The sequence below is a fragment of the Kribbella sp. NPDC051952 genome, from assembly GCF_040680855.1.
Taxonomy (GTDB): Bacteria; Actinomycetota; Actinomycetes; order Propionibacteriales; family Kribbellaceae; genus Kribbella.
The window spans coordinates 68,606-81,494 of the sequence record NZ_JBFAXQ010000003.1; the positions used below are offsets into that span (position 1 = coordinate 68,606).

13 protein-coding genes are annotated in these 12,889 nt (G+C 68.4%); 6 read left to right on the plus strand and 7 right to left on the minus strand.

What is annotated here, in order from left to right:
- Window positions 1-314: 314 nt before the first annotated feature.
- A complete protein-coding gene (locus AB0L70_RS07425; RefSeq protein ID WP_363681071.1) occupies window positions 315-1,067 on the plus strand; it encodes a hypothetical protein in 753 nt (250 codons plus the stop codon).
- A 350-nt stretch (window positions 1,068-1,417) separates the two neighbouring features.
- On the opposite strand, the gene AB0L70_RS07430 is transcribed toward AB0L70_RS07425, so the two are convergent.
- From AB0L70_RS07430 to AB0L70_RS07440, 3 genes are all read right to left on the minus strand, one after another.
- Entirely contained in the window at window positions 1,418-1,732 is a 315-nt protein-coding gene (locus AB0L70_RS07430; RefSeq protein ID WP_363681073.1) for a hypothetical protein, read from the minus strand.
- Window positions 1,729-1,935 (minus strand): hypothetical protein, encoded by a 207-nt coding sequence (locus tag AB0L70_RS07435; RefSeq protein ID WP_363681075.1) that lies wholly within the window; start codon window positions 1,933-1,935, stop codon window positions 1,729-1,731. Before AB0L70_RS07435 ends, AB0L70_RS07430 begins: the two co-directional genes overlap by 4 nt.
- A 290-nt stretch (window positions 1,936-2,225) precedes the next feature.
- Window positions 2,226-3,398, minus strand: a complete 1,173-nt coding sequence (locus AB0L70_RS07440) for an MFS transporter (protein WP_363681077.1) — start codon at window positions 3,396-3,398, stop codon at window positions 2,226-2,228.
- A 65-nt stretch (window positions 3,399-3,463) separates the two neighbouring features.
- On the opposite strand from AB0L70_RS07440, the gene AB0L70_RS07445 reads away from it, so the two are divergent.
- Genes AB0L70_RS07445 through AB0L70_RS07460 form a run of 4 tightly spaced genes read left to right on the plus strand, consistent with a single transcriptional unit; the run spans window position 3,464 to window position 6,253 of the window.
- The gene (locus AB0L70_RS07445; RefSeq protein WP_363681079.1) at window positions 3,464-3,883 is read left to right on the plus strand and encodes a helix-turn-helix transcriptional regulator; all 420 of its coding nucleotides are present in this window, start codon (window positions 3,464-3,466) and stop codon (window positions 3,881-3,883) included.
- Window positions 3,884-3,893: 10 nt separating this feature from the next.
- On the plus strand, window positions 3,894-4,670 hold the full coding sequence (locus tag AB0L70_RS07450; RefSeq protein WP_363681081.1) for a GNAT family N-acetyltransferase: 777 nt from the start codon (window positions 3,894-3,896) through the stop codon (window positions 4,668-4,670).
- Between the two features lie 57 nt (window positions 4,671-4,727).
- On the plus strand, window positions 4,728-5,240 hold the full coding sequence (locus AB0L70_RS07455; RefSeq protein ID WP_363681083.1) for a SigE family RNA polymerase sigma factor: 513 nt from the start codon (window positions 4,728-4,730) through the stop codon (window positions 5,238-5,240).
- 11 nt (window positions 5,241-5,251) lie between these two features.
- Window positions 5,252-6,253, plus strand: a complete 1,002-nt coding sequence (locus AB0L70_RS07460) for a hypothetical protein (protein ID WP_363681085.1) — start codon at window positions 5,252-5,254, stop codon at window positions 6,251-6,253.
- Here AB0L70_RS07460 and AB0L70_RS07465 read toward each other — a convergent pair.
- The 4 genes from AB0L70_RS07465 to AB0L70_RS07480 all read right to left on the minus strand — a co-directional run bounded on the left by AB0L70_RS07465 (window position 6,250) and on the right by AB0L70_RS07480 (window position 11,681).
- Window positions 6,250-6,804, minus strand: coding sequence for a dihydrofolate reductase family protein (locus AB0L70_RS07465; RefSeq protein WP_363681087.1), 555 nt, complete (start codon window positions 6,802-6,804; stop codon window positions 6,250-6,252). The genes AB0L70_RS07460 and AB0L70_RS07465 overlap by 4 nt on opposite strands.
- A 59-nt stretch (window positions 6,805-6,863) precedes the next feature.
- A complete protein-coding gene (locus AB0L70_RS07470) occupies window positions 6,864-9,347 on the minus strand; it encodes a Tex family protein (protein ID WP_363681089.1) in 2,484 nt (827 codons plus the stop codon).
- A gap of 168 nt (window positions 9,348-9,515) precedes the next feature.
- Window positions 9,516-11,000, minus strand: coding sequence for a DHA2 family efflux MFS transporter permease subunit (locus tag AB0L70_RS07475; RefSeq protein ID WP_363681091.1), 1,485 nt, complete (start codon window positions 10,998-11,000; stop codon window positions 9,516-9,518).
- Window positions 11,001-11,063: 63 nt separating this feature from the next.
- Complete coding sequence (locus tag AB0L70_RS07480; protein ID WP_363681093.1) at window positions 11,064-11,681, minus strand: hypothetical protein; 618 nt, start codon at window positions 11,679-11,681, stop codon at window positions 11,064-11,066.
- A 91-nt stretch (window positions 11,682-11,772) separates the two neighbouring features.
- On the opposite strand from AB0L70_RS07480, the gene AB0L70_RS07485 reads away from it, so the two are divergent.
- Window positions 11,773-12,858 (plus strand): LacI family DNA-binding transcriptional regulator, encoded by a 1,086-nt coding sequence (locus tag AB0L70_RS07485; RefSeq protein WP_363681095.1) that lies wholly within the window; start codon window positions 11,773-11,775, stop codon window positions 12,856-12,858.
- Window positions 12,859-12,889 lie beyond the last annotated feature (31 nt).

Here is a 12,889-nt window from a genome sequence, read left to right on the forward strand (position 1 = left end):
ATAGAGGTACCCCACCCGCGCGAATTCCACACCCTCCGGCACGCGGACTGGTCTAAAAACCTTACGTTCCCCGAACCTTCCGACCGGCCGCGATGAGCTGTCCCAAGGTGTCGGGCCCTCGACCCGTGACCTGTGGGCCGCCTACGCTGGTCCGCGATTTCGCGTGCCATGGGGGGTACGCGGACGTCAGGGGGAAGGAATCGCAATGCCCGAAGTGTTCGACGACGAACTGACCGACGCCGACCTGGACGAGCTGGAGGCGCTCGGCGCCGCGGAGGACGCGGACCTGCTGCTGGCCGGGTTCGAGGATGCCGATGCCTGAGGCAAGAATCGTCTGGCGCGGCTGGAGCATGAACCGGCGGACCGTGGCGATGGTCGAGGCCGCGGAAACGCTGTACCACTCGAAGTTCGCGATCCTGCAGGGGTCGTACAACAAGGGTGGCGTGGAGGCGTCGTCCGGCACCCATGACGGTGGCGGCGCGATCGACATCGACGTACGGACGAAGAGCGCCGCGCAGCGGGTCGCGGTGGTGAAGGCGATGCGGCAGGTCGGGTTCGCGGCCTGGTTGCGGACGCCGGCGCAGGGCAACTGGCCGTACCACGTGCACGCGATCGCGGTCGGGGACAAGGACCTGTCACGCGGTGCGGCGACGCAGGTGGCCGAGTACCACCGCAAGCGGAACGGGCTGGCCAACCGGGGCAAGGACGACGGGCCGCCCGGCTTCTACGGGATGACCTGGGAGCTGTACCTGAAGGCACACCCGCCGAAGCAGCCGGTGCCGGACTCGACCATCTCGCTCGCCGCGATGGCGTACGCGCGGACGCACGACGCGATGACCGGAGTGTGGGGCGCGGACCGGGCCCGGGTGATCGCCTGGGCCGCACACCCGAAGGTCGGCGCGATCACGAAGGCCGAGACGGTGCCGGCCGCCGGCGTGCCGTGGCACCTGCACTTCCAGCGAGTGATCCGCAAGGTGCAGCTGCACTTCAAGCTGGAAGTCACCGGCATCTTCAACAACTCAGTAGCCACCGTAATGAAACGCTACGGCTACAAGATCGTCGCCTGACCCGGACCTGCCCCACTCACCAACCCTCGTTCACCCACCGCCCGCACGCTCACCAAGCCGTCGGTCCCGGTCCGCGCCGGGGGTTGGTGAGTGGGGCAGATCCGCCTCCGACCAAGCCCCGTTCCTTCAGGGACCAACGGCAAGGCCCCACCGGTAGCAGCCGGTGCTTCCGACATCTCTCTCTTCTTTCCTTCCCTCGCGGGACCAACGGCAAGGCCCCACCGGTAGCAGCCGGTGGGGCCTTGGTGGTCCACTACCGCCCGGGCATTCCCGGTGCAGCTGTGGAGGTGGAGAGCGGAACCGACGCCGATGCAGGGGTCAAGACGTCAGCTCCGCTTGCCTGTGTGGAGTTATCTCGATTCGACCGCCCAGTACTGGGCCTGGTGGAACTCGAGGTGCTGCCGCGTAGCTGCCGACGTGTCGACCGTCCCGAGGTGGTTCATCGTCGGGACGACGACCGCCCGGACATCGGACCGCTTCGATTCTTCGAGCAGCGCGTTGAACGCCGCCGACTCGGCCGAATCGCGCTCGGTGTAGACGGTCCCGAGGGTGAACCCCTCGGCACTGGCGAAGGCGACGAGTGCATCCGTCGCGGCGGCCAGCTCCTCCGCGCAGCTCAGCGCGTCGGCCCGCACATACCCGAGCAACGTCGGCCGGAAGGTCATCGTCCTGGCTCCACCATGCTGCCGCCGCGGCTGTCGACCAGCACGGGCTCGCTCGTTACCCGCAGCGAGGCGAACCGGCGACGCATGGCTTCCTCGTACTGCGCTGCCTGCTCCGCGGTCGCGGTGTGATCCGCGATCGAGTGCGCGCCGAACCAGACCTGCACCCGACGGTGCGTGGCGGGGGATTCGAGCGTCTCGGGCATCAGTGGTCCTTCTGCGGTGTCGGTCTGTACCCCGGACGGCTTTGTCCGGCGTTGAGAAAAGAACACCTCACCGGGACCACGCTGAGGAATACTTCCGAAAGGACCTTTACACAGCCTTGACGGAGAGTAGGGACGCGCTGCGAACCCGCTGGTCAGAGGCCCTTCGACCGGCTGGGACGGGTCGCCCGCGAGACGCAGGTAAACCCTTGTCAAGAATGTTTGCAGCAATTTGCCAATAACGATTCGGCTACTGCGCTTTTTCGACCAGGGCCGAAATATATGACGTCCTGCTAACTGTTTGCACTGACCTGATTACGCATCGGTACGGCGATCAATGTCAGGGGTGCCGCGAGTACCGCGAAGGCTGCCAGCAGATTGAGTGTCAGGGGAAGACCGAGGGCCAGGGTGACGGCCGGCGCGACGAGTGCGCCGACCAGCAGGGCCAGCGAATCGGCGGCGAAGAAGAGTGCGCCGATGCGGCCGAGCATGGCCGCCGGGGCGGTCCGCTGGATCGTGGTCTGGGCGGTGATCAGCAGGATGCTGCCAGGCAGGCCGATGAGGCCGGCGGCAACGATCGCGACCGGGATGTTCGGGGCGTTGAAGAGCAGGAAGAACGCTGCAGCAGTGGCGAATTGGGTCAGGGCGAGCCGGTTGCGGATGCTCAGCCAGGCCCTGGTGCTCAGGGCCGCGCCGATCAGGTAGCCGGCGCCGAGACCGGAGATCAGATAGCCGACGACATAGCCAGGTGCGTGCAGGCGATCGACGGTGAACGGGACGAGTAATGCGGTCAGGCCGGCATTGGCGGTGAGGAAGATTGTCTGGCCCAGCAGGATTCCACGCAGTGTTCGGTCCCGGACGGCGTACCGAAATCCTTCCAAAGGTTTGTCCGCAACCGCCGTGCTCTGGTGTCTGCGGGTGTGAATGGTCGCGATGATTGCTGCCGACAACAGGTAGCTGATGATGTCGACCGCGAGGACGAAGGTGATACCCGGACCGGCCAGCAACAGTGCGCCGAGTGGTGGTGCGGCGAGCCGGATCGCGCTGCTGGTAAAGGCATTCAGGGCATTGGCCGCGGTGAGCTCGTTGCCGGTGCCAACGACTGCGGGGAGCAGGGCGCGGGCGGCCGGGCGGAACACCATCGTGGCTGAGTTCTCGACGAGGATCGCCACGTAGATCAGCCAGAGCCGGTCCGCGTTGGCGAACAGGATCAGTGCGACCGCGGCGGCGCTGACCAGATCGGCGATCCACATCGCCCGGGTGAGGTCCCAGCGGTCCAGCAGGATCCCCGCCCACGGGCCGAGCAGCAGCGGTGGCAGCGCCTCGAGGGCGAGTGCCAGGCCGGTCGCGACCGTGGAGCCGGTCAGGTTGAACACATGGAACGGGATCGCGACCACCAGCAGCCACGATCCGATGCCGGAAATCCCGGCACTGCTCCACAATCGACGGAAATCGCGGTTTCTCACGGCGGCGAAACTATCCTGACAAAACAGAACTTGGCAAGAGTGTCGTGTGGGAATAGAATCTCGGTGTGGAACTGGGTGAGATCCTTCGCGAGCGTCGCAAGGCCGCCGGGCGGACCATCGCGTCGGTCGCCGTCGACGCGGGCCTGTCGGTGCCGTACATCGCCAACCTGGAGAACGGCCGCGGCAACCCGACCGTCGCCGCACTGGACCGGCTCGCCGTCGCGCTCGGGTCCAGGCTTGAGGTGCGGATCGCCGACGAGCCACCGCCCGCGCCACCGTCGGTCGGGGCCGAGTTGCTGGCCGGGTCCGACCGGGCCGATCAGGTGATCCGTGCGCTCGCGGTCGCCCAGTCCCAGCCACGGTCGATTGTCCAGGCTGAGCTGATTCGGGCCGTTGACGGGCTGAGCGCCGTACTCGATCGGCCGGCGAACGCCGCGGATCTCAACCGGCTGCTCGATCTGCTGCTGCTCTCGCAGGCTGGATAGGGTCCAGGGCATGGAGATCGGTGCGCGGATCGCCGCGGCTCAGTTGACCGGCTCGGCGCGATCGAAGCGGCAGATCGTCGCGGGACCGCTGGTGGGCCTGCTGCACGACGAGGACACCTGGTATCTGTCGGGCATGCTCGCGGCCGACCCCGGGCAGCCGTTCGATCCGGAAGAGGTCCCGTGGGCGCTCGACACCATCCGGCAGGCGTTCCGCGCGGAGGGCCGCTGGCTGCACGCCGAGCTTGTCGAAGAGGCCAGCCCGGGCCTGGCCGAGGCCCTGGCGGGCAAGGGCATGACGATCGTCTCCCACCTGCCGCTGCTGGTCGTCGAGCCGTCCGAGCTCGTGTTTCCTGAACTGCCGGCCGGTGTGAGCACAGAAGTGGTGGAGTCGGACGAGCAGCAGGCCGAGGCGAACGCTGTATCGGCCGAGGCGTACGAGATGGAGAGCCCCGACTCTCCGGTCCAGCCCGATCCCGCGGACGGTGGGTGCGTCCTGGTCCGCGTCGACGGCGTACCCGTTGCCTCGGCCTCCTGGACCGCGGTCGCCGACGGTGTCACCGAGGTGGCGGGGGTCGGGACGATCCACAGTCATCGGCGCCGCGGGCTCGGCGGGATCGCGACGGCGTACGCGACCCAGCAGGCGTTCGAGCTGACCGGGGCGACGCTTGCCTGGCTGACGCCGGGCGATGACGGTGCGGACCGCGTGTACCGGCGGCTCGGGTACGCGCCCCGGGCGACCGCCGTCCACCTCGGCGATCCCGGCGGTCATCTCGACGATCTGCGCTGATGCAACCCCGGCTCGACCCGCTCTCGTATTGAGGGCACAAGGGAGAGTGGAGGGCCGATGGTCGATCGCGATCAGGAGTACGTCGAGTTCGTCGAAGCGACGAGTGGGTCACTGCGGCGAACCGCGTTTCTGGTCTGCGGCGACTGGCATCGCGCCGACGACATCGTCCAGGACTCGCTGTACAAGCTGTACCGGTCCTGGGCGAAGGTGGATCGCGGCGGGAACCCGCTCGGGTACGCCCGCCGCATCGTCGTCAACGCGGCCCTGGACAGCGGTCGGCGCCCCTGGCGCCGGGAAGTGCCGACCGCTGACCTGCCGGCCGACCGAGACCTGCCGGGCGATCACGCAGCCGAACAAGCGCAGCGCGACGAGGTTCTGACCGCGCTGGAACTACTCGCGCCGCGACAGCGTGCCTGTGTGGTGCTGCGGTACTACGAGGACCTGTCCGTCGAGCAGACCGCGCAGCTGCTGAGCTGCTCGGAAGGCACGGTGAAGAGCCAGACGGCACGAGGTCTCGAGACTCTCCGGAACGCCATCAACCAGGTCCGGCAGTTGGGGCGGGCCCTGTGAAGGAGAACGAGATGGACGACGTCGGCGCCGAACTCCGCCGCTTGGCCGGCCAGGACCCGCTGGGTCCGATCGACGCGCACGCACTCCTCGACCGCAGCCGCCGCGGCCGTCGCCGCCGCAGACTGCTCTCGGCCGGTGGCGGGATCGCCGGCGTCGCAGCAGTCGTGATCGCGGCGAGCCTGCTTCCGAACCTGAACACCGCCGACAACCAGCCTGCCGTGTCCGGCACCCAGCCGGCCGTCAAGACCGCAACACCCGGCTTCACTCCCGTCCCGGGCGCGCCACGCGGCGAGGAGGGGATCAACCAGAAGCTTTCGTACGCCGAAGCGAGCCGTCGCTGTGCGCTGCGCTATCCCGGGATCAAGAGATCGATCCAGAAGAACTCCTTCTGGTACTCGGGCGACACCGTGCGCTTCGAGCTGAAAGCCGGTGATCACGACGCCATGTGCACGATTCCGGGTGCTGACAAGCCGTCGGCCGGTCTCGTGGCAGCTGCCCGGCGCGATCCGATGCCCGCGACGGCGGCCGGACAGCTGCGCAACTGCTCCGTCCTGTTCTGGACCGACCTGACCAAGTGGCGGATCCTCACCTCGGAGACCGAGCCCGGGCGGGCGATCAGCCTGACTGCGATGTCGCCGTCCGGTCGGTCGGTCGTCAACTGCAATCTGGCGCCGGCCTGGCAGGATTTCGCGACCCCGTTCGGGTCCGGACCGAGGATGCTGACCGTGGCGGACTTTGCCCGGCAGGCCTTCGACAAGAACTTCTCCGTCTCCGGCGGGCAGGTGTGCCAGGGAAGAGAGTGCGAGGGCTGGCTGTTCGTCGGCCAGGGGCGCGTGGCTTCCAACATCGCCAAGATCCGGATCGAATCGAAGGCCGGCGTCCACCACGATGTGAAGGTGGTGGACGGCTGGTACTCGGTCGCGTGGCTGAACAACGATCCGCAGGGTCGCCCGGACGGGAAAGTCACCGCCTACGACAAGAACGGCAACGTCCTGAAAGTCCTCCCGGCCTAACTCCCGGCTTGACTCGGGACCGGCCGGTAGGTGAGCAGCATGACTCCGCTGGTGAAGGTCCGACTGCCGGTGAGCCGGAGGGCCTTGCCGTGGCCGTCGGGGAACAGCCGCCGGCCGTGCCCGACCACTGTCGGGTAGACGAACAAGCGGAACTCGTCCACCAGGTCGGCAGCGATGAGGGCCTGGGACAGCTGGATGCTCCCGGTGCAGACGATGTCTGCGCCGGGGGCGTCTTTCAGGCGTCGTACGTCGTCGATGCTCGGGAGGACTGTGGTCGGCTCCCAGCCCGGATCGGTCAGTGTGCTGGAGACGACGTACTTCTGCACCTTGTTCAAGTAGGCCGTGACGCCGGTCTCGTCATCGGATTGCTGTGGCCAGAAGCCACGCATCTCCTCGAAGGTGACGCGACCGGTCAGGAACGCGTCGGCGCGCGCCGACTGCTCCCGCACTGCGTCGAGTACGTCCTCACCGCCGTCGGCCGGGCCGAACCAGTCGCCGGCCTCGACGACGCCGTCGACGGTGATGTTCTGGGTGACGATCAGGTCGCGCATCAGGTGTCCTCCTCGATGGATTCACTCGGTACGTCGGAACTGGTCGTCACCCTTCGACGTCAGCGGACCGTGAAACCGGCCTTGCGGAAAGCATCGGCGAGGGAGGTCTCGTCCATCGGCGTCTCGGGCTGCGAGCCACCGCGGCCCTGCTTCTGACCACCTTGACCGCCCTGACCACCGCGTCCGCCCTGACCGCGACCGCCCTGACCGCCGCGACCACCACCGCCGCCCTGACCGCCTGGACCACGACCACCCTGGCCGCCGCCACCCTGACCGCTTGGGCCGCGTCCACCTTGACCGCCGCGACCACCGCCGCCCTGGTTGCCGGCGGGACGGGAGCCGCGATCGCCGGGGCGGCCGGCTCCGGCGCCTGGCTCGTCGTCGAGGCGCAGGGTGAGGGAGATGCGCTGGCGCGGGATGTCGACCTCGAGCACCTTGACCTTGACGATGTCGCCGGGCTTGACCACCTCGCGCGGGTCCTTGACGTAGTTCTTCGACAGCGCGGACACGTGCGCGAGACCGTCCTGGTGGACGCCGATGTCGATGAACGCCCCGAACGCGGCCACGTTCGTGACCTGTCCCTCCAGCGTCATCCCGGGCTTGAGGTCGGCGATCTTCTCGACACCCTCGGCGAACATCGCGGTCTTGAATGCCGGTCGCGGGTCCCGCCCGGGCTTCTCCAGCTCGGCCAGGATGTCCGTGACCGTCGGGAGGCCGAACATGTCGTCGACGAAGTCCGCCGCCTTCAGCTTCTTCAGCTCGGCCGACCCGATCAGCGCCTTCAGGTCCTGACCGGTCGAGTCGAGAATCCGTCGTACGACGGGGTAGGCCTCAGGGTGCACGCTGGAGGCGTCCAGCGGGTCCTGGCCGTCGGGGATCCGGAGGAACCCGGCCGCCTGCTCGAACGCCTTCGGGCCGAGCCGCGCGACCTCCTTCAACGCCGAGCGGGACGTGAACGGCCCGTTCTGGTCGCGGTGCAGGACGATGTTGTCGGCCAGCCCCGGCGTGATCCCGGAGACCCGGGTGAGCAGCGGTGCGGACGCGGTGTTGAGGTCGACGCCGACCGCGTTCACACAGTCCTCGACCACCGCGTCGAGCGAGCGGGACAGCGAGTTCTCCGGGAGGTCGTGCTGGTACTGCCCGACGCCGATCGACTTCGGATCGATCTTCACCAGCTCGGCCAGCGGGTCCTGCAGCCGGCGTGCGATCGAGACCGCGCCCCGCAGCGACACGTCCATCCCGGGCAGCTCTTGGGAGGCGAACGCGGATGCCGAATACACCGACGCCCCGGCCTCCGACACGACTGCCTTGGTGAGCTTGAGCTCCGGGTGCTTGGCGATCAGCTCCGCGGCCAGCTTGTCCGTCTCGCGCGACGCCGTGCCGTTGCCGATGGCAATCAAGTCGACGTTGTGCGCGGCGGCCAGCTGGGCCAGGGTGGCGATCGACTTGTCCCACTGGTTCTGCGGGACGTGCGGGTAGATGACGCCGGTGTTGACCACCTTGCCGGTCGCGTCCACCACGGCCACCTTGACGCCGGTCCGGAAGCCCGGGTCGAGGCCCATCGTCGCGCGGGTGCCGGCCGGGGCGGCCAGCAGCAGGTCACGCAGGTTGGCCGCGAACACCCGGATCGCCTCGTCCTCGGCGACCTGCCGCAACCGCATCCGCAGGTCGATGCCGAGGTGGACGAGGATCTTCGTCCGCCAGGCCCAGCGGACCGTCTCGACAAGCCACTTGTCGGCCGGCCGGCCCTGGTTGTCCACGCCGGTCTTGCGGGCGATCGTCGCCTCGTACTCGGTCGGGCCGTCGGCCTCGACGCCCGCGGGCAGGGGCTCGACCGACAGCGTCAGTACGTCCTCCTTCTCACCGCGGAACAGCGCGAGGATCCGGTGCGACGGCATCTTGGTGAACGGCTCGTCGAAGTCGAAGTAGTCCGAGAACTTGGCGCCGTCGGTCTCCTTGCCCTCACGCACCACCGACGCCAGCCGGCCCTGCGTCCACAGCCGCTCGCGCAGCTCACCGATCAGGTCGGCGTCCTCGGCGAACCGCTCGACCAGGATCGCCCGCGCGCCGTCCAGCGCCGCCTGCGGATCCGGGACCTCGGCGTTCACGAAGACGGCCGCGGCCGCGAACGGCTCGACGTCCGGGTCGGCCATCAGCCCGTCGGCGAGCGGCTCGAGACCGTTCTCCCGGGCGATCATCGCCTTCGTACGGCGTTTTGGCTTGAACGGCAGGTAGATGTCCTCGAGCCGCGACTTCGTGTCGGCGGCCACGATCGAGGCCTTCAGGGCGTCGTCGAGCTTGCCCTGGCTCTCGATCGACTCGAGCACGGTCTGCCGGCGCTCGTCCAGCTCGCGCAGATACCGCAGGCGCTCCTCGAGCGTGCGCAGTTGCGCATCGTCGAGCATCCCGGTGACCTCTTTGCGGTACCGCGCGATGAACGGGACCGTCGATCCCTCGTCCAGCAGCGCCACCGCTGCCCGCACCTGGTTCTCGCCGACTTCCAGCTCCTCGGCGATCCGCTGCTCGACCGACTGCACGACCACGTCCCGTTCCCCTCTACCGACAACTTTCCGACGAGCCATCTGCCGACCCGTCGGGACCCACATCCTTCCCCATCCCACCCCCACTTCGAAACTCGATCCCCCCACCCTGTGGACAACGCGCAGAACTCCCCGGGACCTGAGTGGTCCCGGGGAGTACGGCGTACTGGATCAGGCGGCTTCGAGAACCAGGTCGTCTTCTTCGGAGGTCTCGACGGGCTGCTTGGCCGGGCGCATCACGGTGAGGGCGATGGCGACCGAGGCGGCGACGATGGCGGCGGCTACGGCGAAGGCGAGGTGGTAGCCGTCGGTCAGGGCGTCGAGGGCCGGCTTGGTGTCGGCGACCGAGGCGGTGCGGGTGGCCGACAGGGTGGCCAGGATGGCCAGGCCCAGCGCGGCGCCGACCTCACCCATGGTGCCGATCAGACCGGAGGCCAGACCCGCGTCCTCAGGCTTGACGTCCGACATCGACAGGCCCATCAGGGCCGGGAAGCAGACGCCGCCACCCAGGCCCAGCAGGAGCAGGACCGGGAGGACGTGGACGAAGTAGCTGCCACCGACCGGAGCCTGGGTGAACAGGACCAGTCCGACCACGATCAGCGACAGTCCGACGATCAGCGGGCGACGCGGGCCGAACTTCATCACCAGCTTCTCGGAGTACTTCACCGACAGCAGTCCCATCACCACGGTGGTCGGCAGGAAGGCCAGTCCGATCTCGAGAGCGTCGTACCCGAGCACTCGCTGCAGGTACAGCGAACCGAGGAAGAAGATGCCGAACATGCCCGAGCTGGACAGCGCCTGGATCAGGTTCGCACCGGTCAGCGTGCGGGAGCGGAAGATCCGCAGCGGGACGAGCGGGTTCGCGGCGGTGGCCTCGCGGACGATGAAGCCGGCCAGCAGCGCCAGCGTCACGACAGCCAGGGTGAGCGTCCGCGGGGCGGTCCAGCCGAGCTCGGCGGCCGGCTTGACGATCGTGTACACACCCAGCATCAGCGCGGAGGTGATCAACAGCGCACCCGGTACGTCGGTGCCACGCCCGAGCCCCAGGCCCTTGTCCTTCTCGATCAGCTTCACAGCCAGTACGGCGGTCAGCACGCCGATCGGCAGGTTCACGAAGAAGATCCAGTGCCAGCTGATCGCCTGGGTCAGTACGCCACCGGCCAGCAGACCGATGGACCCACCGGCCGACGCCACGAAGGCGAAGACGCCGATCGCCTTGGCCTGCTCCCGCGGCTCGGGGAACAGCGTCACGATCATGCCGAGGATGACCGCGGAGGTCAGCGCGCCGCCGACGCCCTGGATGAACCGGGCGATGACGAGCACTTCCTGCGACCAGGCCAGGCCGCAGAGTACGGAAGCGGCGGTGAAGACGATCAGGCCGGCGGTGAAGATGTTCCGGCGGCCGAGCAGGTCGCCGAGCCGGCCGGCCAGCAGCAGCAGTCCACCGAAGGCGATCAGGTAGGCGTTCACCACCCAGGCCAGGGAGGAGTTGGTGAAGCCGAGGTCGTCCTGGATGGCCGGGAGGGCCACGTTCACCACGGTGACGTCGAGCACGATCATCAGCATGCCCGCGCACAGTGTGTAAAGAGCTGCCCAGCGCGAGCGGCCGCCCTGCGTGGCCGGCGAAGTCGCCAGGGATTCGGTCGTCGCGTACATCTCGGTGTCTCCTTGAAGTTCGTCGTTTTTGGGCCTCACACCCATACGTCGAACTGGGAGACGTCAGATTGACACGCCTTCAGAACTTTTTTCCCGACCTACCCGGGACAGGGCGTACGCCGTCAGTCCGGGCACCAGTCCGGACCCGACAACCAGCAGCGTCGGCACCTGCGACGCGAGCGCGAACCAGGTGAGCAGTACGACGACCCCGCCGGCGACCGGGAGTGGTCGCCGGAGCAGGAACAGGTTCGCCGACCGGAACAGTGACTTCATGGTCACGGTGTCCGCCGCATCCGGGAGGACGGCGAGTCCACACAGATAGAGGCCGAGGATCATCCCGGTCAGCGGGATCAGGATCGCCAGCGCGAAGATCCGCGCCCCGCCGCCGGAGAACGCCCAGAACGTGATCCCGAACGCGAGCAGCACGCTGCCGGCCCACAGCCCGGTCCCGGACAGCCAGAACCGGCGCATCGCCCAGGCGAACTGCTTGAAGTACCAACGCATCAGCCCCGGCCGCTCCTGGCTGATCGCGTCCGGCAGCACCCGCTGCAGCGCGAACGCAGCCGGGAACAGGGTGATGATCCCGAAGCCCAGCACCAGGAAGACGAGTTGCAGCATCAGCAGATCACCGACGACCGACAGCTTCCCCAACACGCTGTTGGTCCGGTTCGTGCCTGGCACCGAATCGCCTCCTCGTTCCGTGCGGCCTGCGTTGATCGTATGATCACGAACAATCAGATGCCAGCTCGATTGGACCCAGCAAGGGGGCTGCATGCTCGCACCGGAGCGCCACGAGCTGATCCTGCGGAGCCTACGGCGGCACGGCCGGCTCCGGGTGGCCGAACTGGTCGCCGAGCTCGGCGTCTCCGCGATCACAGTACGCCGGGACCTGGCCGAGCTGGACTCGGCCGGCCTGCTCCGCCGGGTCCACGGTGGCGCGATCGGGACCAGCCCGGCCGGCCGCGAGACGCAGGGCAGTCAGCTCACGATCGGGATCGTCGTACCGAGTGCCGCGTCGTACTACTCCGACGTGATCCGCGGCGCCGAGGCGATGGCCGGCCGGTACGGCGCCCGCCTGGTGCTGGGGGTCTCCGGGTACGACGTGGAGCGGGAGCGGCAGCGGATCGACAAGGTGCTCGAGGTCGGCGTGGCCGGGCTGCTGATCAGCACCGCGCTCGGGGACGGGGCCGCGGACCAACTCGATTCCCGGCTGGACGAGATCGACGTACCCGTGGTGCTGATGGAGCGGGCGTTCGGGTTCCCGCACGTGGCCCGCGAGTACGACCACGTCCGCACCGATCACGCGTACGGCGCGATGCTGGCGCTCCGGCACTTCGCCGCGCTCGGTCACCGCCGGGTCGCGATCAACCTGCAGGCGACGGTGACGGCGCACTGGCTCCGGCGCGGGATCGAGTCGGCGGCCGCTGCGTTGGACGTCGAGGTGTTCCTCTCACCGGTCGACCTGCCGATGCGCGGCGACGACCCGGTCGCGCTGGCCCAACTCGACGCGTTCCTGGCGGAGTGCGAGGCCTTCGACAGTCGCGCCGTACTCGTGCACTCCGACGAACACGGCGCCCGGCTGGTCGAGCGGGCGATGGAGCGCGGGCTGCGCGTGCCCGAGGACCTGGCCGTGATCGCGTACAACGACGTGACCGCCGCGCTGGCCGTCGTACCGCTGACCGCGGTCTGCCCGCCGAAGTTCGCCCTCGGCGGCACCGCCTGCGAGCTCCTGCTCCGCAAACTCAAGGGCGATCCGGCCCCGGTCCAGCACCTCAGCCTGCTGCCCGACCTGAACATCCGGACGTCGTGCGGAGCCGTGGCCGACGCGGAACCCCGCGTCGCTTTGTTCCGGAACTGATCGATTGTGATCATTCGAGCGCTGAGGTATT

What these genes read in the sequence shown, in the direction of transcription:
- AB0L70_RS07455 (WP_363681083.1), top strand. Translation starts at nt 4,728, where the DNA reads ATGGTCGATCGCGATCAGGAGTACGTCGAGTTCGTCGAAGCGACGAGT.
- AB0L70_RS07450 (WP_363681081.1), top strand. Translation starts at nt 3,894, where the DNA reads ATGGAGATCGGTGCGCGGATCGCCGCGGCTCAGTTGACCGGCTCGGCG.
- AB0L70_RS07430 (WP_363681073.1), bottom strand. Translation starts at nt 1,732, where the DNA reads ATGACCTTCCGGCCGACGTTGCTCGGGTATGTGCGGGCCGACGCGCTG.
- AB0L70_RS07465 (WP_363681087.1), bottom strand. Translation starts at nt 6,804, where the DNA reads ATGCGCGACCTGATCGTCACCCAGAACATCACCGTCGACGGCGTCGTC.
- AB0L70_RS07485 (WP_363681095.1), top strand. Translation starts at nt 11,773, where the DNA reads ATGCTCGCACCGGAGCGCCACGAGCTGATCCTGCGGAGCCTACGGCGG.
- AB0L70_RS07460 (WP_363681085.1), top strand. Translation starts at nt 5,252, where the DNA reads ATGGACGACGTCGGCGCCGAACTCCGCCGCTTGGCCGGCCAGGACCCG.
- AB0L70_RS07425 (WP_363681071.1), top strand. Translation starts at nt 315, where the DNA reads ATGCCTGAGGCAAGAATCGTCTGGCGCGGCTGGAGCATGAACCGGCGG.
- AB0L70_RS07435 (WP_363681075.1), bottom strand. Translation starts at nt 1,935, where the DNA reads ATGCCCGAGACGCTCGAATCCCCCGCCACGCACCGTCGGGTGCAGGTC.
- AB0L70_RS07475 (WP_363681091.1), bottom strand. Translation starts at nt 11,000, where the DNA reads ATGTACGCGACGACCGAATCCCTGGCGACTTCGCCGGCCACGCAGGGC.